This is a genomic window from Afipia sp. GW821-FHT04G03 (genome assembly GCF_059419985.1).
Map to the genome: position 1 here is coordinate 791,460 of NZ_JBWKSV010000002.1, position 20,321 is coordinate 811,780.

General features: G+C 63.0%; 19 protein-coding genes. 6 read left to right on the forward strand and 13 right to left on the reverse strand.

Going from position 1 to position 20,321, the window contains the following annotated elements:
- Window positions 1–75: 75 nt before the first annotated feature.
- On the forward strand, window positions 76–1,785 hold the full coding sequence (locus AC07UB_RS13035) for a glycosyltransferase family 39 protein (RefSeq protein WP_494653330.1): 1,710 nt from the start codon (window positions 76–78) through the stop codon (window positions 1,783–1,785).
- Here AC07UB_RS13035 and AC07UB_RS13040 read toward each other — a convergent pair whose 3' ends face one another.
- The 5 genes from AC07UB_RS13040 to AC07UB_RS13060 form a co-directional block, all read right to left on the reverse strand.
- Complete coding sequence (locus tag AC07UB_RS13040) at window positions 1,786–2,100, reverse strand: HPr family phosphocarrier protein (RefSeq protein WP_494653331.1); 315 nt, start codon at window positions 2,098–2,100, stop codon at window positions 1,786–1,788.
- Window positions 2,097–2,498 carry a PTS sugar transporter subunit IIA gene (locus AC07UB_RS13045; RefSeq protein ID WP_006022367.1) on the reverse strand — a complete coding sequence of 134 codons (402 nt, stop codon included), beginning with the start codon at window positions 2,496–2,498 and terminating at the stop codon, window positions 2,097–2,099. Before AC07UB_RS13045 ends, AC07UB_RS13040 begins: the two co-directional genes overlap by 4 nt.
- A 209-nt stretch (window positions 2,499–2,707) precedes the next feature.
- Window positions 2,708–3,151 carry an HPr kinase/phosphorylase gene (locus tag AC07UB_RS13050; RefSeq protein WP_494653334.1) on the reverse strand — a complete coding sequence of 148 codons (444 nt, stop codon included), beginning with the start codon at window positions 3,149–3,151 and terminating at the stop codon, window positions 2,708–2,710.
- Window positions 3,151–4,977: a stimulus-sensing domain-containing protein gene (locus tag AC07UB_RS13055; protein WP_492791096.1), complete on the reverse strand. Its 1,827-nt coding sequence runs from the start codon at window positions 4,975–4,977 to the stop codon at window positions 3,151–3,153. The genes AC07UB_RS13050 and AC07UB_RS13055 overlap by 1 nt, the downstream gene beginning before the upstream one ends.
- Window positions 4,978–5,148: 171 nt before the next feature.
- Entirely contained in the window at window positions 5,149–5,850 is a 702-nt protein-coding gene (locus AC07UB_RS13060) for a response regulator transcription factor (protein ID WP_492791095.1), read from the reverse strand.
- 243 nt (window positions 5,851–6,093) lie between these two features.
- Between AC07UB_RS13060 and AC07UB_RS13065 the strand changes: the two genes are divergently transcribed.
- On the forward strand, window positions 6,094–6,834 hold the full coding sequence (locus AC07UB_RS13065) for a HugZ family pyridoxamine 5'-phosphate oxidase (RefSeq protein WP_492791094.1): 741 nt from the start codon (window positions 6,094–6,096) through the stop codon (window positions 6,832–6,834).
- 190 nt (window positions 6,835–7,024) lie between these two features.
- Complete coding sequence (locus AC07UB_RS13070; protein ID WP_492791093.1) at window positions 7,025–8,641, forward strand: phosphoenolpyruvate carboxykinase; 1,617 nt, start codon at window positions 7,025–7,027, stop codon at window positions 8,639–8,641.
- Between the two features lie 78 nt (window positions 8,642–8,719).
- Here AC07UB_RS13070 and AC07UB_RS13075 read toward each other — a convergent pair whose 3' ends face one another.
- Both AC07UB_RS13075 and AC07UB_RS13080 read right to left on the reverse strand, forming a co-directional pair.
- The gene (locus tag AC07UB_RS13075; RefSeq protein ID WP_494653336.1) at window positions 8,720–9,607 is read right to left on the reverse strand and encodes a hypothetical protein; all 888 of its coding nucleotides are present in this window, start codon (window positions 9,605–9,607) and stop codon (window positions 8,720–8,722) included.
- A 188-nt stretch (window positions 9,608–9,795) separates the two neighbouring features.
- On the reverse strand, window positions 9,796–10,650 hold the full coding sequence (locus tag AC07UB_RS13080; RefSeq protein WP_494653338.1) for an acyl-CoA thioesterase: 855 nt from the start codon (window positions 10,648–10,650) through the stop codon (window positions 9,796–9,798).
- Window positions 10,651–10,876: 226 nt separating this feature from the next.
- On the opposite strand from AC07UB_RS13080, the gene AC07UB_RS13085 reads away from it, so the two are divergent.
- Window positions 10,877–11,095: a hypothetical protein gene (locus tag AC07UB_RS13085; protein WP_492791090.1), complete on the forward strand. Its 219-nt coding sequence runs from the start codon at window positions 10,877–10,879 to the stop codon at window positions 11,093–11,095.
- Between the two features lie 130 nt (window positions 11,096–11,225).
- Complete coding sequence (locus tag AC07UB_RS13090; protein WP_492791089.1) at window positions 11,226–11,657, forward strand: hypothetical protein; 432 nt, start codon at window positions 11,226–11,228, stop codon at window positions 11,655–11,657.
- Between the two features lie 6 nt (window positions 11,658–11,663).
- Here the strand turns inward: AC07UB_RS13090 and AC07UB_RS13095 are convergent, their stop codons facing one another.
- From AC07UB_RS13095 to pyrE, 4 genes are all read right to left on the reverse strand, one after another.
- On the reverse strand, window positions 11,664–12,440 hold the full coding sequence (locus AC07UB_RS13095; RefSeq protein WP_494653629.1) for a DUF2865 domain-containing protein: 777 nt from the start codon (window positions 12,438–12,440) through the stop codon (window positions 11,664–11,666).
- Window positions 12,441–12,565: 125 nt separating this feature from the next.
- Entirely contained in the window at window positions 12,566–13,471 is a 906-nt protein-coding gene (locus tag AC07UB_RS13100; RefSeq protein WP_494653341.1) for a ketopantoate reductase family protein, read from the reverse strand.
- Window positions 13,472–13,505: 34 nt separating this feature from the next.
- A complete protein-coding gene (locus AC07UB_RS13105) occupies window positions 13,506–14,930 on the reverse strand; it encodes a sodium:proton antiporter (RefSeq protein WP_494653343.1) in 1,425 nt (474 codons plus the stop codon).
- Between the two features lie 3 nt (window positions 14,931–14,933).
- A complete protein-coding gene (gene pyrE, locus AC07UB_RS13110; RefSeq protein ID WP_494653345.1) occupies window positions 14,934–15,497 on the reverse strand; it encodes an orotate phosphoribosyltransferase in 564 nt (187 codons plus the stop codon).
- 160 nt (window positions 15,498–15,657) lie between these two features.
- Between pyrE and AC07UB_RS13115 the strand changes: the two genes are divergently transcribed.
- Window positions 15,658–16,284: a glutathione S-transferase family protein gene (locus AC07UB_RS13115; RefSeq protein ID WP_492791085.1), complete on the forward strand. Its 627-nt coding sequence runs from the start codon at window positions 15,658–15,660 to the stop codon at window positions 16,282–16,284.
- 36 nt (window positions 16,285–16,320) lie between these two features.
- Here the strand turns inward: AC07UB_RS13115 and AC07UB_RS13120 are convergent, their stop codons facing one another.
- Entirely contained in the window at window positions 16,321–17,025 is a 705-nt protein-coding gene (locus AC07UB_RS13120) for a glutathione S-transferase N-terminal domain-containing protein (RefSeq protein WP_494653347.1), read from the reverse strand.
- Window positions 17,026–17,080: 55 nt separating this feature from the next.
- A complete protein-coding gene (polA, locus tag AC07UB_RS13125; protein ID WP_494653349.1) occupies window positions 17,081–20,203 on the reverse strand; it encodes a DNA polymerase I in 3,123 nt (1,040 codons plus the stop codon).
- Window positions 20,204–20,321 lie beyond the last annotated feature (118 nt).

A 20,321-nucleotide genomic window follows, 5' to 3' on the forward strand; every position in this document is an offset into this window, starting at 1 on the left:
TCCTTGCCGCCACCCTTGGGCGCTGCTAGCAAATGGCTTCAGCGAAAGCGCCAGTTCCGACACAGGTTGACCGCAATGTCCGATCTTTCATCGACCGAGACCGGGCGCAGAACGGGTAAGAATCCCGGCCCGCGCACCGGACTGCGATCCCGGCAGAAAGCGCGCCTGCGCCATGTCCCCGTCACCCGCCGCGTGGCGGCGTGGATCGCAGCGGTCGCCCACGATCCGAGCACCAGCTTCCGGTTCGTCATCGGCTTCGCGGTGGTTCATGCGTTGCTCTGGACCGTCATCCTCACGGCGCTGAAAGGCGCGCAGGACGTCCACATGGATGTCGCCGAGGCCTATGCGTGGGGCCAGAAGTTCCTGCTCGGCTACGGCAAGCATCCGCCGCTGGCCGGCTGGGTGGCGGGCGTCTGGTTCAGGATCTTTCCCGTCACCGACTGGGCGACCTACGCACTGGCGATGACGACGGTCGGCATCGGCCTCGTGATCTGCTGGCTGATCGCGGTGCGCGTGGTCGATCATCGCCGCGCGATGTTCACGGTGGCGATGCTCGCGCTTTATCCGATCTTCAGCTTCAAGGGGTTCAAGTACAATCCCGACCTGCTGCAACTGGTGACCTTGCCGCTGGTGGTGCTGGCGTATCTCAACGCCTTCGAGAAACGTACCGTGCGCGCCGGCCTCTGGCTCGGCCTTGCGGCGGCGCTGGCGCTGATGACGAAATACTGGGTGCTGACCATGATCGGCGCCATCGGCCTCGCGGCGCTGATTCATCCGGACCGGATGCGGTTTCTGCGTTCGCCCGCACCGTGGGTGGCGTTTGCCGCAGGCTTCATCGCGATGCTGCCGCATCTGTGGTGGCTGAAGCAGGCGGATTTCCTGCCGCTGATCTACGCCGACGACGTCTATGGCGGACGCACTTTCGCGGAAACGTCGCGGCTGGTGCTGATCTATGCCGCGCACAATATCGGGCTGCTGCTGATTCCGATCGCCTTCGCAGGCATCGCGCTGGCGTGGCGCCTGCAATGGTGGAAGTCGGTGCGCGCGAAGGGCATCTTCCGCGAACTGGCTGACTCAGCGCAGCGGCCGTGGATGCGCGGTCCCAATCCCGGCGTCTATCTTTCGCAGGCGCGCCACATCTGGATCATCCAGATCATTGTCGGCGTCGTGCCGCCGCTCGCGGCGCTGGCGTTCGGCATCTACATGAAGACCGACTGGGGCATTTCGCTGTTCTTCCTGGTGCCGCTGGCGCTGATTGCGCTTCCGGCGCTGCGCGTGACGCAGATGGCGCTGATCCGGCTGATGCTAATGTGGCTGGCGTTCACCCTGATCATGCTGGCGCTTTCGCCGATCATCGCGGAGCAGACGGTGCGGCGCGACGGCACAGCGGGCGCGCCGTTCTTACCGAAGTCGGAATTCGCCATGCAACTGACGGAGGCGTGGCGCGCGCGGTTCAACACGCGCCTCGCAGTGGTTGCGGGCACCACCGAAGTCGGCGAGCCGGTCACGTTCTACAGCCCCGATCATCCGGCGCCGTTCACGCCGGGCGAGATCTGGGCCTCTGGCCTGACCAGTCTGGAGGAGGCGCTGCGACTGGGATTCATCGGCGCGTGCGACACGTCGGATGCGCGGTTGCCGGTTTGCGAGAAGTGGATGAACGACACCGCGCCGAACGCGGAGCGCATCGATCTCACATCGCGGCGTTATTTCCACGGCAAGGCGGGACCGGCGGTGAAATGGAAAATCTGGATCGTCGGGCCGGCGAAGACGGAGGATGAGAAGTAATCAGCTGGCTTCTTCTTCGCCGAACTTGTTGGCGAGCAGTTCGCTGATGGCGTCCATCGCGGCCTGCGCTTCGCGGCCGCTGGCCGCCACGGTGATCGATGTGCCGATGCCCGCAGAGAGCATCATCAATCCCATGATCGAGGTGCCGCCGACGCTTTCGCCGTTGCGGGTGACGGTCAGCTCGGCGTCGAACTTTTCCGCCGTCTGCACGAATTTCGCGGACGCGCGCGCGTGAAGGCCGCGTTTGTTGATGATGGGAAGTTCACGGACAATGACGCCGGGCTGCGCACTCTGCTTGTCCGGCACGCCGCTCATTTTCCGGCAAGGACCCGGCTGGCGATCGTCACATACTTGCGGCCGGCTTCCTGAGCGGCGGCGATGGCGTCGGGCAGCGGCTTGTCGTCGCGCACCTTGGCGAGCTTGACCAGCATCGGCAGGTTGATGCCGGCGAGCACTTCGACCTTGGGACGGCTCATGCAGGAGATTGCGAGGTTCGAGGGCGTGCCGCCGAACATGTCGGTGAGAATCGCAACGCCGTCGCCGCTGTCGACGCGCTTGACGGCTTCAATGATATCGCTTCGACACAGATCGGCGTCATCTTCCGCGCCGATCGTGATCGATTCGATTTGTTTTTGTGGACCCATCACATGCTCGAGCGCTGCCTTGAACTCGTCGGCAAGACGCCCGTGGGTCACCAGTACTAGACCAATCATCCAAAACTCCTCGCGGGCGCTTTTTGATGCACCGCACGAAAGGGCCACATGTTGACCATCCAGAGCCCCGGCGCAAGGGGGGATCTTGCCGCGTACCCCCTTAAAAAAGGTGTCCGCGCTGGCCGTCTTCAGTGGCGAGGGTAGGGGTTATATGGCGACCGGATGGTCGCTATCAATCAGTACAAGGTCGCGGGTTCGGTTTTGAAACCTTAAGTTGTCGTAAGGAATGCCAGAACCAGCGGCAAAGGGCCATAGCCAGCTGCAACCGGAATTCGGGGGATTTCCAGCCCTGAAACGCTTGTCCGGAGGGATTGTGGCGGTGGCAGCCGCTCGGCGTCGGCGGCGGAGAGGTCAACCACGAGGCCCACGGGGCCTTCTGCGGCAAAAGCGACGGTCCTGATTCCAAGGCCCCGAATTTCGATTCTGCCGGCCAGTTCCTCGACACCTTGCACGATCAGCCTGTCGCTGCGCACCGTCAGGCGAACACGGTCATCCCCGATCAGGGTGGTGGCGGCCAATTGCCCGGTACGTCCGGCCTGTATCAACGCAAATGCCAGCGCGGACTTGCCCGACCCCGAGGGTCCGCGAATCAGGATGGCGCGGTCTCCGACCAGCACCGCTGAGGCATGAACGCTCGCGACGTCGTTGGACATTATATGGCCGGAAGCCGGACCACGAAGCGCGCGCCGGCTATGCGGGCGTCACCTTCGGCATTGATCGGGCCGGCGCGGTTCTCGGCCCAGATGCGTCCGCCATGGGCTTCGACGATCTGCTTGGAGATCGACAACCCCAGTCCTGAATTTTGTCCGAAGCCCTGCGCCGGGCGATCCGTGTAAAACCGCTCGAAGATCTTTTCGAGTGCGCCGGGCCGGATTCCGGCGCCGTCGTCATCGACCGTGATCTCGATTTCGGATTTGAGGCGGCGGCAGATGACGCGGACCTTGCTGCCAGGACGCGAGAACGACTGCGCATTGCTGAGCAGATTCGAAATCACCTGGCCGAGGCGCAGGTCATGTCCCGGCACCGAGAAGGTATCGCGGGGGCGGCCCTCGAAACGGGCTTCGACCGTAACTTCGGTGCCGTGCTGGGTTTCGTTGGCGACCGACGTCAGCGTGTCGAGCAGGCGGCGAATGTCCACGGGCTCCACATCCTGCCGCTGCAACTCGGCGTCGAGGCGGCTGGCATCGGAAATGTCGGAGATCAGCCGGTCGAGCCTGCGCACGTCATGCTCGATCACGGCGAGCAGCCGCGAGCGGCTTTCGTCGGACCTTGCGAGCGGCAGCGTTTCGACCGCCGAGCGCATCGACGTCAGCGGATTTTTCAGCTCGTGCGCGACGTCGGCGGCGAACCGCTCGATGCCCTCGATACGATTGTAGAGCGCGTCGGTCATTGCGCGCAGCGCGTGCGACAGATGGCCGATCTCGTCGCCGCGCGAGGAGAAGTCGGGAATTTCCACGCGGGTCTGGATGCGGCGGCGGACGCGCTCCGCGCTGTCGGCGAGGCGGCGCACCGGGCCAGCGATGGTCGAGGCCAGCAGCAGCGACAGCACGATCATGACGCCGGCGGCGATGCCGAACACTTTCAGGATCGCGAGCCGCTCGGTGTTGACCATCTGGTCGATGTCGTCGCCCTGCGTGGACAGCATCAGCGCGCCGTGAACCGCGCGGAAGCGCTGCACCGGCACCGATACCGAGACGATCACCTCGCCGCGGTCGTTGATCCGCACCATGCTGCCTTTGCGGCCGCCGAGCGCCTGCTGCACTTCCTGATAGCCGTTGCCGTTCTCCGGCCCGAGTTCGCGGTAGCGCGGAAGGTCGCCGCGATTGAGCCATGTGCGGATCGCGATCATGGTTTTCTCGGCGAAGCCGGGCTTTTCGGCGGTCGGCGGCGGCAGTTCAAAACGCAGCACGTCGCCGCGGCCATAGAGATTGCGGCTGTCGAGCACCAGCACGCCGTCGCGGTCGTAGATGCGCGCGCGGGTCTTGGTCGGCGAGATCAGCCGGCGCAGCACCGGCGCCACGCGCTCGGGATTGATGGGAAATTCGATACTGGTAAGCGCCTCGTCGTTCGCGCCGTAGCTTTCGCCGGGCTTGAGATCGAGCAGCCGTTCCGGATCGACGGTGATGGCGTTGGTTTCGACCGTGGCCGAGGCGGCAATCGCGCCCGAGATGATTTCGGCCTGCACCAGCAGACTCTGCGCGCGCGCATCGATCAGTCCGGCGCGGAACTGCGACAGGTAGAGGATGCCGGCCAGCATCGCGAACAGGCCGATCAGGTTGAGCGAAACGATGCGGCGGGTGAGGCTGGAGAACGTCAGCGCGACGAAGTAGCGGCCTGCGCGCTTGATGAGGTCGAGCGGACTGCGCCAGCCACGGCCGGTCTGCTCGATCTCCGCGGACTGCTCGTCCGACACCGGAGCGAGCGGCGGCGCACCGGATTCGGCATCGTCGTCGCGATCATTCTGCGTTCGATCGAGCAATGGCTGAACCGTTCGTTGTTTCCAACACGGCCACTATAACGCGGCTAATGTAATAAACGTAGCCCGGATGAGGCGAAGCGAAATCCGGAACAATCGTTTTGCTTACCCCGGATTGCGCTTCGCCTCATCCGGGCTACGGCCCATGATAGATGCGGATCCCTGCTTGACCGATCAGGTTTCCTTGAAACGATACCCGACGCCGTACAGCGTTTCGATCATCTCGAAGTCGTCGTCGGCCGCCTTGAACTTCTTGCGCAGGCGCTTGATGTGGCTGTCGATGGTGCGGTCGTCGACATACACCTGGTCGTCATAGGCCGCGTCCATCAGCGCGTTGCGGCTTTTCACCACGCCGGGGCGTGTCGCCAGCGCCTGAAGGATCAGGAATTCGGTGACGGTGAGCGTCACAGGCTCGTTCTTCCAGGTGCAGGTGTGCCGCTCCGGGTCCATGCGCAGCAGGCCGCGTTCCAGCGCCTTGGCGTCCATTTCCTTCTGCGTCACGGTGGGATCTTTCGGCACCGCGCGGCGCAGCACCGCCTTGACGCGCTCCACCAGCAGACGCTGCGAGAACGGTTTGCGGATGAAATCGTCGGCGCCCATCTTGAGGCCGAACAGTTCGTCGATCTCCTCATCCTTCGACGTCAGGAAGATCACCGGCAGGTCGGACTTCTGGCGCAGACGGCGCAGCGTCTCCATGCCGTCCATGCGCGGCATCTTGATGTCCAGGATCGCAAGGTCCGGCGGCGATGTCTTGAAACCGTCGAGGGCCGATGCGCCATCCGTATAGGTCATGATGCGGTAGCCTTCGGCTTCCAGCGCGATCGAGACCGATGTGAGAATGTTGCGGTCGTCATCGACCAAGGCGATTGTGGGCATGAGCCTGCTTTCCAAATCGGTGTTGTGGGCGTGGCGACTGTGTACTGACCGGCCGAACCGGGGTGCCGTGAAATAAGGCGTTCAGGCACCGACCAACGAGCAATGCAAGCTGGGCTGAAATGTGACCAAGTTCCTGAACTGCGCGATTACTGGAACTTGACGGTTATATAAGGCGATTGTTCCGCGATATAACCCCTTTTGGCCCGAAAAAAGCCCGTTAACCAATGAAATCAAGCCCATAAAATGGACCCTTCCGCTCCCGTCAAACCCGCCCGCCTCACCCGCTCGCTGCTGGGCCGCAGCCGCCATGGCGCGCTGGCCACGCTGATGGCGGGTAGCGGCGATCCGTATTGCTCGCTGGTCAATGTCGCATCAATGCCCGACGGGACGCCGATCCTGCTGATCTCGCGGCTGGCGTTGCACACCAAAAATGTTCTCGGCGACCCGCGCGCGTCGCTGATGCTGGACGAGCGGGCGCCGGGCGACCCGCTGGAAGGCGCGCGCATCATGCTGGCGGGCACGGCGGAAGAAGCGCAGGGCGACGATGTCGCAAGACTCCGGCGGCGCTATCTCGCGGCCCATCCGTCGGCCGAGGAGTTCGTGGACTTCAAGGATTTCTCGTTCTTCCGGATCAAGCCGGGCAGCGTTCATCTGGTTGCGGGGTTTGGCCGCATCGTCGATCTCGCGCCGAAAGATTTCCTGACCGATCTCGCCGGCGCGGACGCGCTGATCGAGGCCGAGCCTGACATTGTCGCGCATATGAACGCCGATCATGCCGACACCATGAACCTTTATGCCGTGAAGCTGCTCGGTGCGTCGCCGGGAGCATGGCGTTGTACCGGCTGCGATCCCGAGGGGCTCGACATGCAGGATGGATCGCGCACGCTCCGGCTCGACTTTCCGCAGCGTATCGCCGCACCCGCCGCACTGCGGCATGTTTTGAAGGGACTGGCGGACCGGGCGCGGGCTCTGCCAAGCCCGTGAAATTCAACCCGTTTTAGCCGATTCCGGTCTGCGTTAGCCGAATATGACGGATCGACTTGGCAAGCCGCGCGTTGGCTACTAATAAGTCGCCGGATTGAGGCCCGGGAGCTATGATCCCCGGCATCCGCGACAGGGGCGTTTGGCGACAGGCGCGCGAAACGATACGCGGTCTTTGTGGGAGATTCTAAAAGTGCAAGAGACGGGTGTACGCAACGGTGCCTTCGGCGCCGACAAATTCGGTTTTAAAAACCTCAAACAGGTCAACTGGAATCTCGGCACAGCGCCGCTCTATGAGCATTCGCTGCGCAACAATGAAGCCGAACTGTCGGCCGGCGGCGCGCTTGTCGCAGAGACCGGCGTGTTCACCGGGCGATCCCCGAAGGACAAGTTCACGGTGCGCGACGCGCTCACCGACAAGACCATGTGGTGGGGCGGCAACCAGTCGATCACGCCCGAGCAGTTCGAAGCGCTGTATCAGGATTTCCTCAAGCATTGCGAAGGCAAGTCACTCTTCGCGCAGGATCTCTACGGCGGCGCCGATCCGAAATTCCAGATCAAGACGCGCGTGTTCACCGAAATGGCGTGGCACTCGCTGTTCATCCGCACGCTGCTGCGCCGTCCCGAGATGGCCGAGCTTGCGAGCTTTGCGCCGGAACTGACCATCGTCGATCTGCCGAGCTTCCGCGCCGATCCGAAGCGTCACGGCTGCAAGTCCGAGAACGTCGTCGCGATCGATTTCACCCGCAAGATCGTTTTGATTGCAGGCAGCCAGTACGCCGGCGAAATGAAGAAGTCGGTGTTCACCACGCTGAACTACTTCCTGCCCGCGCAAGGCGTGATGCCGATGCACTGCTCGGCCAACGTCGGCCCGAACGGCGACAGCGCAATTTTCTTCGGCCTGTCCGGCACCGGCAAGACCACGCTGTCCGCCGATCCGAACCGCACGCTGATCGGCGACGACGAGACCGGCTGGGGTCCGGATGGCATCTTCAATTTCGAAGGTGGCTGCTACGCCAAGACCATCAAGCTGTCGCGCGAGGCAGAGCCCGCAATCTATGACGCCAGCATCTGCTTCGGCGCCGTGCTCGAGAACGTCGTGCTCGATCCGATCACGCGCGAGCCCGATTTCGACGACGGCTCCAAGACCGAGAACACACGTTCGGCGTATCCGCTCGAGGCGATCCCCAACGCATCGCGGACCGGCCGCGCCGGTCATCCGAAGAATCTGGTGATGCTCGCCGCCGACGCGTTCGGCGTGATGCCGCCGATCGCCAAGCTGACGCCGGCGCAGGCGATGTATCACTTCCTGTCGGGCTATACCGCGAAGGTCGCGGGCACCGAACGCGGTCTCGGCAACGAGCCGGTGCCGGAATTCTCGGCCTGCTTCGGCTCGCCGTTCCTGCCGCGCGATCCGACCGAATACGGCCAGTTGCTGAAGGAATTCATCGCCAAGCACAACGTCGACTGCTGGGTGGTCAACACCGGCTGGACCGGCGGCAAGTACGGCACCGGCAGCCGCATGCCGATCAAGGTGACGCGCGCGCTGCTGACCGCGGCGCTGAACGGTTCGCTGCGCAACGCCACGTTCCGCACCGACAAGTATTTCGGCTTCGCGGTCCCGACCGCGCTGGATGGCGTGCCGAGCGACATCCTCGATCCGGTCAACACCTGGAAGGACAAGGCGGAGTTCGACAAGACCGCGCGCGGTCTGGTGGCGATGTTCCAGAAGAACTTCGAGAAGTTCGAGAAGCAGGTCGATGCCGACGTCCGCGCCGCCGCCCCCGAGGTCAAGCTCGCGGCGGAGTGATCGCTTTTGCATTAATAAAAAGGGCGGCTCATTGAGCCGCCCTTTCGTTTGTCTGAAGCGTGGCGTTGGCGTCTGAATTCAGCGCGCCGTCGCCGTCGTCGTCCCCGTGGTCTTGCCTGTCGCGACGTTCAGGATCGATCCGTTCTGAAGGTCGATCCGGTAGGCTTCGCGCAGCACGTTTCCGGCGAAGCCCAGTTCGACGATCGAAATGGTCTTGAACGAGACCGGAATGCCGTCGGGAAGAATCTGGTTGAACTCGACCGCCGCCTGATCGAAGTCCTTCTTCAGTTCCGGCGTGAACTTCACGTTGCTGTAGACCAGCGTGTTGTGCGGATTGTGCGAACGCAGCTCCTTGCCGTCCTTCACCACGTTGACGCCGCTGACGCCGACGGTCTTCACCAGATCCTTCGCGGCATCGCTCATGACGGCGTAGACCGGCCCCGTGCAGCGCGGCAGCGGGCCGTCGCGCAGCGGTGCGAGCGCGGCGGTGGCGGCGGTGTTGAGCGCCATCATGGCCTCGAAGTCCGCACCTTCCTTGACGATGCCGAGGTCGACCCACCATGGCTGTCCCGCGCCCTTGGCGGCTTCGGTGGTGTAGAAATTTTTCAGGGTGACGTTGAGAACGCCCGGCAACTTCGGCAACGCCTTCAGCATCTTCTCGGGCGTCGTCGGGTCCGCGCTATGAATGTGGACGACGGTTACGTGCGGAATGTTGAAGCGGGCGGCCTCGTCTTCAAGCTTCGCGTTCAGGAGTTTCTCGCGCAGCAGGCCCATGACGGTCACGTTGAGGACGTCGTTGGTTTCCTTCGGCAGCGTGTAGACGAGGCCGAATGTGCGGGCGTGCGGGCGGAAGCCCGGCGACGACAGCGAGCTGTTATCGACTTCGGCATGGGCTGCGAATGCAAACACGGATGCCGCTGCGGCGACGGCAACGGTTGCGAGGCGATGAGACAATTTCTGGATCATGGAAAAACTCCGGTTGGGATCTTGGACACGCCCGCAACAACCGGAAATGGCGGTGAGAGGACCGCAGTCACAGGAGCCGGATCGCGAGCAGGTGGCCGGACCATGACCTGCGAATATGACAGGCGGATTGGGGCGCCGTCACAGCGCGCTGCGGCAATTAGCCCCTCTGTGGACGGCGCGCCGTCGTCTCAAGCCTTGAAATACACGACCTGCGAGGTGGTCGCGAGCAGGCGTCCGCCGGGCGACCACAACTGGCCGGTCTGGTCCGAAAAACTTTTGTGAAAGATATTTGCATCGGCGACGCCAAGCACCGCCGTGGTGTCTTCGGCGGCGAGGTCCGCGGCATCGGCATGGAAAACCGTTGTCATCGACACCGTTCCGATCGGCACGATGGTGCCGCGGGCATGGAAGATGCGTGCGAAGAACGTATCCGACATCGACAGCAGCGACAGGAAATCGATGGTCCTCGGCGTGGCGTCGCTGAGCCACATCTTTGAATAGGCACTGGCCGGAATCTCGAGCGGGGTGGCGTTGTAGCCCGGCGCGCCTTCCACGAAGCGGAATTGATATTGCCGCACCCAGTTCGCGATGCCGCTCTCGGGCAGCGGCCTGACCTGATCGAACGGCGGCACCGGCGGCATGGTTGCCGGCTGATGCGACCATGACGGACGCCGGATCGCGAACACGGCGGTGGCGAATGCCGCAACACCGTCGTCCTGCGTGAGTTCAACGAACCAGTGCTGCGTCGAACGGGTCGCCTTGATCAGGCGCACGCCAAGATCGAAGCCACCGCTTGCGACCGGCGCGCAGAGGTTGACCGTAACCGACAGCGGATCGCCGATCCGTTCCGGATGCTGCATGATTGCGCGCAGCATGGTTGCCGCGGTGACGCCGCCGAACGGGCCGACGAAGGCGAAATAGTCTTCGCTGGCTGCCCCGCGCAGCCCGCCGTCCACCGTCGTGACCTGCGTGGCGCGGTCGAACGGATGGGTGGTCTCGCTCGACGTTTGATCGGCGGCTTTCCGGGATGTTTTTTCCAGCATTGTCGGGCCAACTCCGTTTATCTGCCGCAGTCTTCGCAGGATCGCCCCAGGATTCAATGACGCGCGAGGTAATGGCCGTCATGCGCGGCGAAGTCAGGAAAGGGCGCACGCTTTCCGATCGTTCCACAGGAACACGCTGCTCGCTGGCAGGTTGACTGCTCGCCCGCCGGAATCGTTATATTCCAGTATGGGCGCGCTATTCCAAACGTAACATCGGGAGGCTCTGATGGCGGATAACGACGGCATCAAGATCGCCAGTCTCACGCACGACTTCGTAGCGAAGAAGTCATTCGTCGGCCTGATATGGGAAAGCGACTCCAGCAAGAAACTGGGGCTCGAGGTGCCGTTTTGCTGCACCCCTGAGCAGCTTCCGGCCGAGGCTGAAAAAGCTGTGCGCAAACTCTCTTCCGAACTCGCATCGATCCCTATCACGGTCGTGCCCTGAGGCTTGCGCGGCGGCCTGTACCAAATAAAAGGAACAAATTAAGAACACTTTAGCAAGTCATTGATATATCATTGTGATTCGGCGCATCGCGCCACCACATCTAGGGTCTGTCATCGGTCTTGAGGACTACATGTCCAATATTGCGTTCGACAACACAGCGCTGACGCGCATCGCGGACTTCGCCCGCACGCTCTCCCGTCTCCACACCGCCTCCCGCACACGGGTCGTGGACGACGACCAGATCGACCGCGAGTTCAACGCGGTCTGCATGTCGGTGTGGGGCTACACCACCGACGACTTCAGCGACGACCTGTTCTCGCTGAAGGACCATGCGTTTCTCGATGCGCTGGATGAGGCGCGGGCGCGCATCTTCGCCGCCGAGCATGGCTACGATCTGGTCGACGACACCGGCGTCCTCGCCGACTGGTGGGGCTATTGCTGGATGATCCTCGCGGAACATCGCGGGCTGCTGACGCCGGAGATCCGGGCCAAGGCGCGCATGGCGATGGAAGAGAAATATCTCGCCGCACCCAACGTGATCGGCGTCATCGTCGGGCGGTAAGCGCCCTTAGCGCGCTTCAGCCCGCTTGGCTTTCGGGGCCGCGATCTTTGGCGCGGGCGCCGCAGGCTGCGACAGCTTGGGCTGCGCCAGCGATCCGGTTATTTCCGGCGGCGTGAAACTGTCCTCGGAAATTTCCGCGGCTACCGGCGTCACCTTCATTTCGCCGAGACGCGCGCGTAACTCTTGCGTGAGGCCGGGGTAGCTGTTCACCGGCGTGAATTCCGTGGTCTGACCGTTCGCTGTCTTCGTGCCGGAATAGGCGACCAGCCCGTTCGCGGTGGCGACAATGTCGCCGGGGCGCAGCGTGGTATCGAGCGTCAGATCGACCGGCGCGAGGCCCGCGGCATCGCGGCCGTTACAGGTGCAGTCCGCTTTCAGTGCCTTGCGATAGGCGAATGCATTCGGCGAATCGACATAGCGCTCGCCCATGTTGCCGACCGCGTAATCGATGCTGTTGCCGGAATAAACCTTGGTCGGGCTCGCCGGGCAGAACGCCTGGCACATCTGCGCCGGCGTGCTGCCGCCGCGCGAGGTCAGAGGGAAATAGCGGCCGTCGCAGCTTCGCACGCAATAGCTGGTGAAACGTCCGCCGGGGGATGCAGCCGGGGCGGGCGCGGGATTCGGATTGGAGAAAAGGCCCAGCGGATCGGCGAAGGAATTGCTTTGCGATTGCGGCGATGGCCGCTCAGGCTTTTCGTTGCCGAACAGGAAATCGAAAATGCCGGCGGACGCCGCGCCGGGCGCTATCGCGAATGCCATGGCGGCAGCGAGAACAAGCGCCATGCGGCGCGGCGCGCGCGAACTACGCAACTGTTTACGCAACTTTGGCCCCACTCACGCAACGCTGACGCCCGCGGCATCGATTGCCGCAGCGTCAATGACCTTAATGCGAGATGGTAAACGCGAGGTTAGGAGCGCGGATGCGAGCGCCGGGCTTCGCGCAATTTGACCATGACCTGAAGCGCGAGATTGGTCGGCGTCGGAATGGCAAGCTCCGCGCCCTTTCGGACGACGTAGCCGTTCAGATAATCGATTTCAGTGGGCTTGCCGCGCGCGAGATCCTGCGCGGTCGATGAGTATTGCGCCGGCATCGTTCCGGCCAGCGCGAACACGGTGTCGCCGATGTTGGCCGGAATCGGAATGTTCAGCGCCCGAGCCACCGCGACGCATTCGCCGATCGCGCTCTCCATGACGTCGGTGACGCCCTGGACTTTGAGCATGGGTCCATAGGGAAGTTCGGCCACCGCCGACAGCGCATTGTAGGCGCAGTTCAGGATGAGCTTGACCCACAACTCGCCGATGACGTTTTTCGAAACCGTCGTGGGAATAGCGGCGTCGCTGAATTGCCTGGCAATGCTCTCGCTCGCCGGCGAAGGGCCGATGATGAGATCGCCCCGCCCTTTATGTCTGACATGCCCCGGGCCTGCGATCTCGGTGGCGACATAGACGGCGGCGGGAACGGCAACTTGCCGGATGGTTGCTTGCAGGCGTTCCGCGTTGTCCACGCCATTCTGAAGGCACAGCACCGTGGCATCCGGCTTGAGGTGCGGGGCGATCGCGCGGCCCGCGGCTTCGGTGTCGGCCGATTTCACGCACAGCAGCACCACGTCCGCGCCTGCGACGCCGGATGCGTCCGCCGTCGCCTGCACCGGAATGCTGCCGTGGAAGCTGCGGCTTTCAAGCACAAGACCGTGCGCCTTGATGGCTTCGACATGATGAGGCCGCGCGATCAGGGTCACGTCATGACCCGCGCGCGCCAGCATCGCGCCGATATAGCTCCCGACGGCGCCGGCGCCCATGACGGCTGCTTTCATGATGCCGCTTTCATGACCGTAGAAGAATCTCCGTTCAGAAGAACAGGAACGTCGCCAGGATAAAGGTGGGGATCAGCACCAGCACGGACCAGATCATGTAGCCGAAGAAGCTCGGCATCTTCACGCCGGCCTGCCGCGCGATGGCGTAGACCATGAAGTTCGGCGCGTTGCCGATATAGGTGTTGGCGCCCATGTACACCGCGCCCGACGAGATTGCCGCCAGCGTCGCGGATTTCGCCGTCATCAGCACCTGCGGATCGCCACCTGCCAGCTGGAAGAACACCAGATAGGTCGGCGCGTTGTCGAGGAACGACGACAGGATGCCGGTAAGCCAGAAGTAGGCGGCGGCGTTGTTGCTGCCGTCGGCATTGGTGACGAGGCCGAGCAGGGCGGCGAACGGCCCTTGCGCGCCCGCCTGCAACATCGCCATCACCGGCACGATGCAGATGAAGATGCCCGCGAAGAGAATTGCGACTTCCTGGATCGGCCCCCACGAGAAGCCGTTGGCCTCCCGATCCGCCTTGCGGGTCATGGCGATCGACCAGATCGTCACGAGAACGAAGATCACGTCGCGCGCGAGATCCTGTATCTGCAATTCGACGCCGGCGACGTGGAACGACACGCCGGGCTTCCATTGCGCGCTCATCAGGATGGCGGCGATGATAACGGCGATCAGCAGGAGGTTGATCTTGCCGTGAAGTTTCAGCGGCGAGTCGGGCGTCGGGTCCTTCTTTTGCGAGAAACGGCCTTCGCGGTGATGCAGATAAAGGTCGATCACAAAAAAGATCGCGAGCACGATTCCGCCGACCACCAGCGTCTCTTGCCAAAGATGTTTCGTCGTCCAGAAGAAGTCGACGCCTTTCAGGAATCCGATGAACAGCGGTGGATCGCCGAGCGGCGACAATGCGCCGCCGATATTGGCGACCAGAAAAATAAAGAACACCACCACATGGGCGTTGTACCGCCGGCTGTCGTTGGCGCGGATCAGCGGACGGATCAGGATCATCGCGGCGCCCGTGGTGCCGACGATGCTGGCCATCACTGCGCCGACGGCGAGCAGCACGGTGTTGGTGAACACGCTGTCGTGCAGATTGCCTTCGAGATAGATGCCGCCGGCGACCGTGAACAGCGCCAGCAGCAGCAGAATGAACGGCATGTATTCCAGCAGCGCCGTGTGTGCGAGCGTCGTCGTGACGGTGGAAATGTCAACGGTCAGGAACAACGGAACGACGATGAGCGCCGCCCAGAGCGTGGTGAACTTGCCGAAGTGATGTTCCCAGACATGCGGATAGAACACCGGTCCGGTGGCGATGCACAGCAGGATACCGATGAACGGCAGCGCCCACAGGATCGAGAGCTTCGCGCCGTTCAGGCCTTCGGCGGCGAAGGCGACGTCCGGGCACAACAGGAGAAAAAGCGAGAGCGCGGCGAGCCGCCGCGAATGAAATCGATCAAACAAATCTCAGCCTTTCAAAAACTCGCCCGCCTTGTAGAGCGCGCGGAAGGGAATGCCGGCTTTCTCGAACGCTTCGGTCGCGCCTTCGTCGCGATCGACCATGGTGAACACCAGCACGACCTCGCCGCCGGAGTCCTTCACGGCGTCCACGGCCTTGACGGCCGAGCCGCCGGTGGTGGTGACATCCTCGACGATGACGATGCGCTTGCCGGCGAGGCTCTCGCCCTTGGCGAGGCCTTCGACCGCGAGCCGTGCGCCATGTTCCTTCGGCTTTTTGCGCACGAAGAATGCCGCGATGGGATGTCCCTTGAGCCACGACAGTTGCGCGATCGCGCCGGCGATCGGCACCGCGCCCATTTCCAGCCCGCCGATGTAATCGATCTGGTCGTCCTTCAGCGCGTCGAGAGACAGTTCGGCGAGCAGCGCCGCGCCCTCAGGGTCGAGCATGGTGGGCTTGAGGTTGAAATAGAAATCGCTCTTGCGGCCGGAGGCGAGGGTGATTTCGCCACGCCCGAACGAACGCTTGTGGATGATGTCTTTGAGGCGGGCGCGGGACGCTGATTTGGACAAGGCGATCTCTTCGAGTTAAGGGATTTGCGGGAATTTACGGCATGATCCCGAAAAGTGGAAACCGGTTTTCGGAAAAGATCATGCCCAAACCGAAGCTGGCGTGGACATTCCACAGCGGATCGCACACCGTCAACAGCGCAAGATCAATAAAGGCAGGCCCATGACCATCGATCTCTACACCTGGAACACGCCCAACGGCCGCAAGATCAGTATCGCGCTGGAAGAAATGGGCCTTCCCTACAAGGTGCATCCCATCAATATCTCCAAGGACGAGCAGCTTGCGCCGGATTTCCTGAAGATCAGCCCGAACAACAAGATTCCCGCCATCGTCGATCCGGACGGTCCGGGCGGTAAGCCGGTCAGCGTCTTCGAGTCCGGGGCGATCCTTTTGTACCTCGGGGAAAAAACGGGAAAATTCCTGCCGAAGGACCTGGGCGAGCGGATTCCGGTGCTGGAATGGCTGATGTGGCAGATGGGTGGTTTCGGTCCGATGCCGGGTCAGGTGCATCATTTCATCGCGCTGGAGAACGAGCACGACCGCCGCTACGGCCTCGAGCGATTTTCAAAGGAGACGCGCAGGCTCTATGGCGTGCTCGACCGCCGCCTCAGGGGCCGCGAGTTCGTCGCTGACAAACTGTCGGTGGCCGACTTCGCCATTCTCGGCTGGGCGTGGCGTCACGAGCGCCACAAGGTGCCGCTCGCCGAGTTTCCGGAGGTCGAGCGCTGGTACAATGCGATGATGGCGCGGCCCGGCGTGAAGCGCGGGTTTGAGGTGAAGCTGGGCTGATGCGGCGAGATGTTTCCCATCACGCTGCAATCGGGTTTAGGGCCGGGCCGGGATAGTCAAGCCACGCTGCACCGCTGGCCGCGCCAGACCGCGTTCCAGCCAGGCAGGAACGTGCTGCAGGTTATCGAATTCGACCAGTTCGCGAGCCTCGTAGAAACCGATCAGGTTGCGCACCCAGCCGAGCATTGAAATATCGGCGATGGTGTAGTCGTCGCCCATGATCCATTGCCTGCCGTCGAGCCGGCGCTCGATCACGCCGAGCAGCCGTTTCGACTCGTTCACGTAGCGCTGAAGCGGACGTTTGTCCTCGTACTCCTTGCCGGCGAACTTGTTGAAAAATCCAAGCTGCCCGAACATCGGCCCGATACCGCCCATCTGGAAATGGACCCACTGGATAGTCTCGATCCTGCGCGCGGGGTCGAGCGGAATGAACTTGCCAGTTTTTCCGGAGAGATAGTCGAGGATCGCCCCGGATTCGAAGAGTCCGAGCGGCTTTCCGCCGGGACCGTCAGGGTCGATGATCGCCGGAATCTTTCCATTCGGATTGAGCGACAGGAATTCAGGCGTGTGCTGGTCGTTCTTGCCGAAATCGACCAGATGCGCCTCATACGGCAATCCGGTTTCTTCAAGCATGATCGACACCTTCACGCCGTTTGGCGTCGGCAGCGAGTAGAGCTGCAGGCGGTCGGGATGCTTCGGCGGCCAGCGCTTGGTGATCGGAAAGGCGGACAGGTCAGGCATGTGGGCGATGTGTTCCAGCAGGGAGTGTGTCGAAGGACAAAGCAGATTGAGGCGTCTAGTGCGCCTCGTCCCAGTTGTTGGCGGCGCGGGCATCGACCTGCAACGGCACCGACAGCGCCACCGCCGGGAACGGCGCGTCCTGCATCACCTGCTGCACCACCGGCAGCGTCTTCGCGACCTCGTCGTCCGGCACCTCGAAGATCAGTTCGTCGTGGACCTGCAACAGCATCTGCGCCGATAGTTTCTTCTCGGCGAGTGCGTCTTCCATCCGGATCATGGCGCGGCGGATGATGTCGGCGGCGGAGCCTTGCAGGCGCGCATTGATGGCGGCGCGCTCGTTGAACGAGCGGATCGACGGATTGCTCGCCTTGATGTCCGGGTAGTGGCATTTGCGGCCGAAGATCGTCTCGACATAGCCATGCTCGCGGCAGAAGTCGCGCGTCGCGTCCATGTAGGCGCGGATGCCGGGGAAGCGTTCGAAATATTTCTTGATGTACGCACCCGCTTCCTCGCGCGGAATGCCGAGCTGATTGGCAAGCCCGAACGCCGAGATGCCGTAGATGATGCCGAAGTTGATCGCCTTGGCGCGGCGGCGCACTTCGGCCGGCATGTCCTTGATCGGCACGCCGAACATTTCCGACGCCGTCATGGCGTGAATGTCGAGCTTGTCCTGGAACGCCTGCTTCAGCGACGGGATATCCGCGATCTCGGCCAGCAGCCGCAACTCGATCTGCGAATAATCCGCCGACACCAGCTTGTAGCCCTTGGCGGCGATGAAGGCCTTGCGGATCTTGCGGCCATCCTCGGTGCGCACCGGAATGTTCTGCAGGTTCGGTTCGTTGGATGAGAGTCTTCCCGTGGTCGTCGCCGCGAGTGCGTAAGTCGTGTGCACGCGATGGGTCTGCGGGTTGACGTATTCCGGCAGCGAGTCGGTATAGGTCGACTTCAGTTTGGTGACCTGCCGCCATTCCAGAACATGTTTCGGGAATTCGTGTCCGGCTTCGGCCAGTTCGTCGAGAATCTGCGCTGACGTTGACCACGCGCCGGTCTTGGTCTTCGCGCCGCCGGGCAGGCCCATCTTGCCGAACATGATGTCGCCGAGCTGCTTCGGGCTTCCCGGATTGATCGGCTCGCCCGCCATCCTCTGAATCTCGGCTTCGACCCGTGCGGCGGTCTGCGCAAACTCGCCCGACAGGCGCGACAGCACCTGACGGTCGATGGAAATGCCGCGCCGTTCCATGCGCGCGAGCACCGGCACCAGCGGCCGCTCCAGTGTCTCGTAGACCGTGTTGACGCGATACGACAGCAGGCGCGGCTTCAGCACGCGCCACAGCCGCAGCGCGATGTCGGCGCGCTCGGCAGCGTATGCGGTCGCCTTGTCGACGGGGACCTGATCGTAGGCGATGCGGTTCTTGCCGGTGCCGGTCAGGTCCGTGAAGCCGATGGTCTTGTGGCCGAACCAGCTCTCCGCCAGCGACTCCTGATCGTGTTTCGCGCGGCCCGCGTCGAGCACGTAGGAAATCAGGATCGTGTCGTCGATGGGCGCCATGGCGATGCCGTGCTGCGCCAGCACGACGGAATCGAATTTCAGATCGTGGCCGATCTTGATGACGCCGACATCCGTGAGCAGCGGCTTCAGCGCGGCCAGCGCATCGGCGGCCTTGATCTGATCGGGCGCGAGGCCTCCGGCAAACAGGCCGGAGCCGTCGCCGGGCTTGGTATGCGCCAGCGGAAGGTAAGCGGCCTGGTTCGCACCGAGCGCAAGCGAGATGCCGCAAATCTCGGCCTGCATCGGATCGGCGGTGCTGGTCTCGATGGTCAGCGCGACATGGCCGATGTCGTAAGCGCGCGCGATCCAGCGCTGCAACTCGTCGAGCGAACTGATTGTCGCGTATTTGGCGCGGTCGAATTTCGCGCTGCGTGCTTCGGCGGCACGGGCATCGGCAAGCGCTTTCGGCGTCTGCGGTCCACCGTTGTCTGTGGCCTGCTTTGGTTTTGCAGATCCGGACCACTGGCCGGCATTGGACGTTGCGTTTGAAGTACCCTGGGCCAGCAGATCAGGCTCGCCGCCCAGCGCCGGCGTGGCGGGCGATCCTGCGGCGACATCGGCGGGTGCGAACGCGCTTTTCATGCCGGCGTCGGCTTCGACATCCGCCGGATCGATCTGCGAATATTCCGCCACGCGCCGCGTCAGCGTCGAGAATTCCATCGCTTTCAGAAACGAGATCAGCTTGCGCGAATCCGGCTCATGCACGGCGAGGTCGTCGAGTGGGACGTCGAGCTTAACTCTATCGTCGAGTTGCACGAGTTGGCGCGAGATGCGCGCCTTCTCGGCGTTCTCGATCAGCGCCTCGCGGCGTTTCGGCTGCTTGATCTCGGGCGCGCGCTTGAGCAGTGTTTCGAGATCGCCGTATTCGATGATCAGTTGCGCCGCGGTCTTGATGCCGATGCCCGGCACGCCCGGCACGTTGTCCACCGAGTCGCCCGCGAGCGCCTGCACCTCGACTACCTTCTCGGGCGGCACGCCGAACTTCTCGATCACCTCGGGAATGCCGATGCGGCGATCCTTCATGGTGTCGTACATGGTGACGCAGTCGGTCACGAGTTGCATCAGGTCCTTGTCGGAGGAGACGATGGTTGCGGTCGCGCCGCGCTCGCAAGCCTCGCGGACGTAAGTTGCGATCAGGTCGTCGGCCTCGAAACCGGCCTGTTCGAGGCACGGCAGGTCGAACGCGCGCACCGCTTCGCGGATCAGGGCGAACTGCGGAATGAGATCGTCCGGTGCGGGCGGGCGCTGCGCCTTGTATTCGGGATACAATTTATTGCGGAAGGTAACTTCGGACTTGTCGAAGATGATCGCCAGATGTGTCGGCCGGTTATCGGGCGGCATATCGCGCATCAGCTTCCACAGCATGTTGCAGAAGCCGAGCACGGCGTTGACCTGCAAGCCGTCGGACTTGCGGTTCAGCGGCGGCAGCGCGTGATAGGCGCGGAAGATGTAGCCGGAACCGTCCACCAGAAAGACGTGGTCGCCTTTTGAGGGCGCACTGGAGGCAGCGGCCTTTGTTGCGGCTGGCGGTTTGGCGGCGGCAGCTTGGGTGGCGGGTTTCGCGGCAGCGGGCTTTTCAGCCTTCGTGGCGGCGGGCGATTTCGCGGGGGATGCAGGCTTTTTCGGCATGGCGGCAACTTAAGGATTTTGGCCGCGATTAACACCCCTTTGGGAGGTAGATGCGCACTGGAATCTTGGGTGCCGTTCCCGGAAAATCAGTGTCGTCCCCGCTTTCGCGGGGACGACA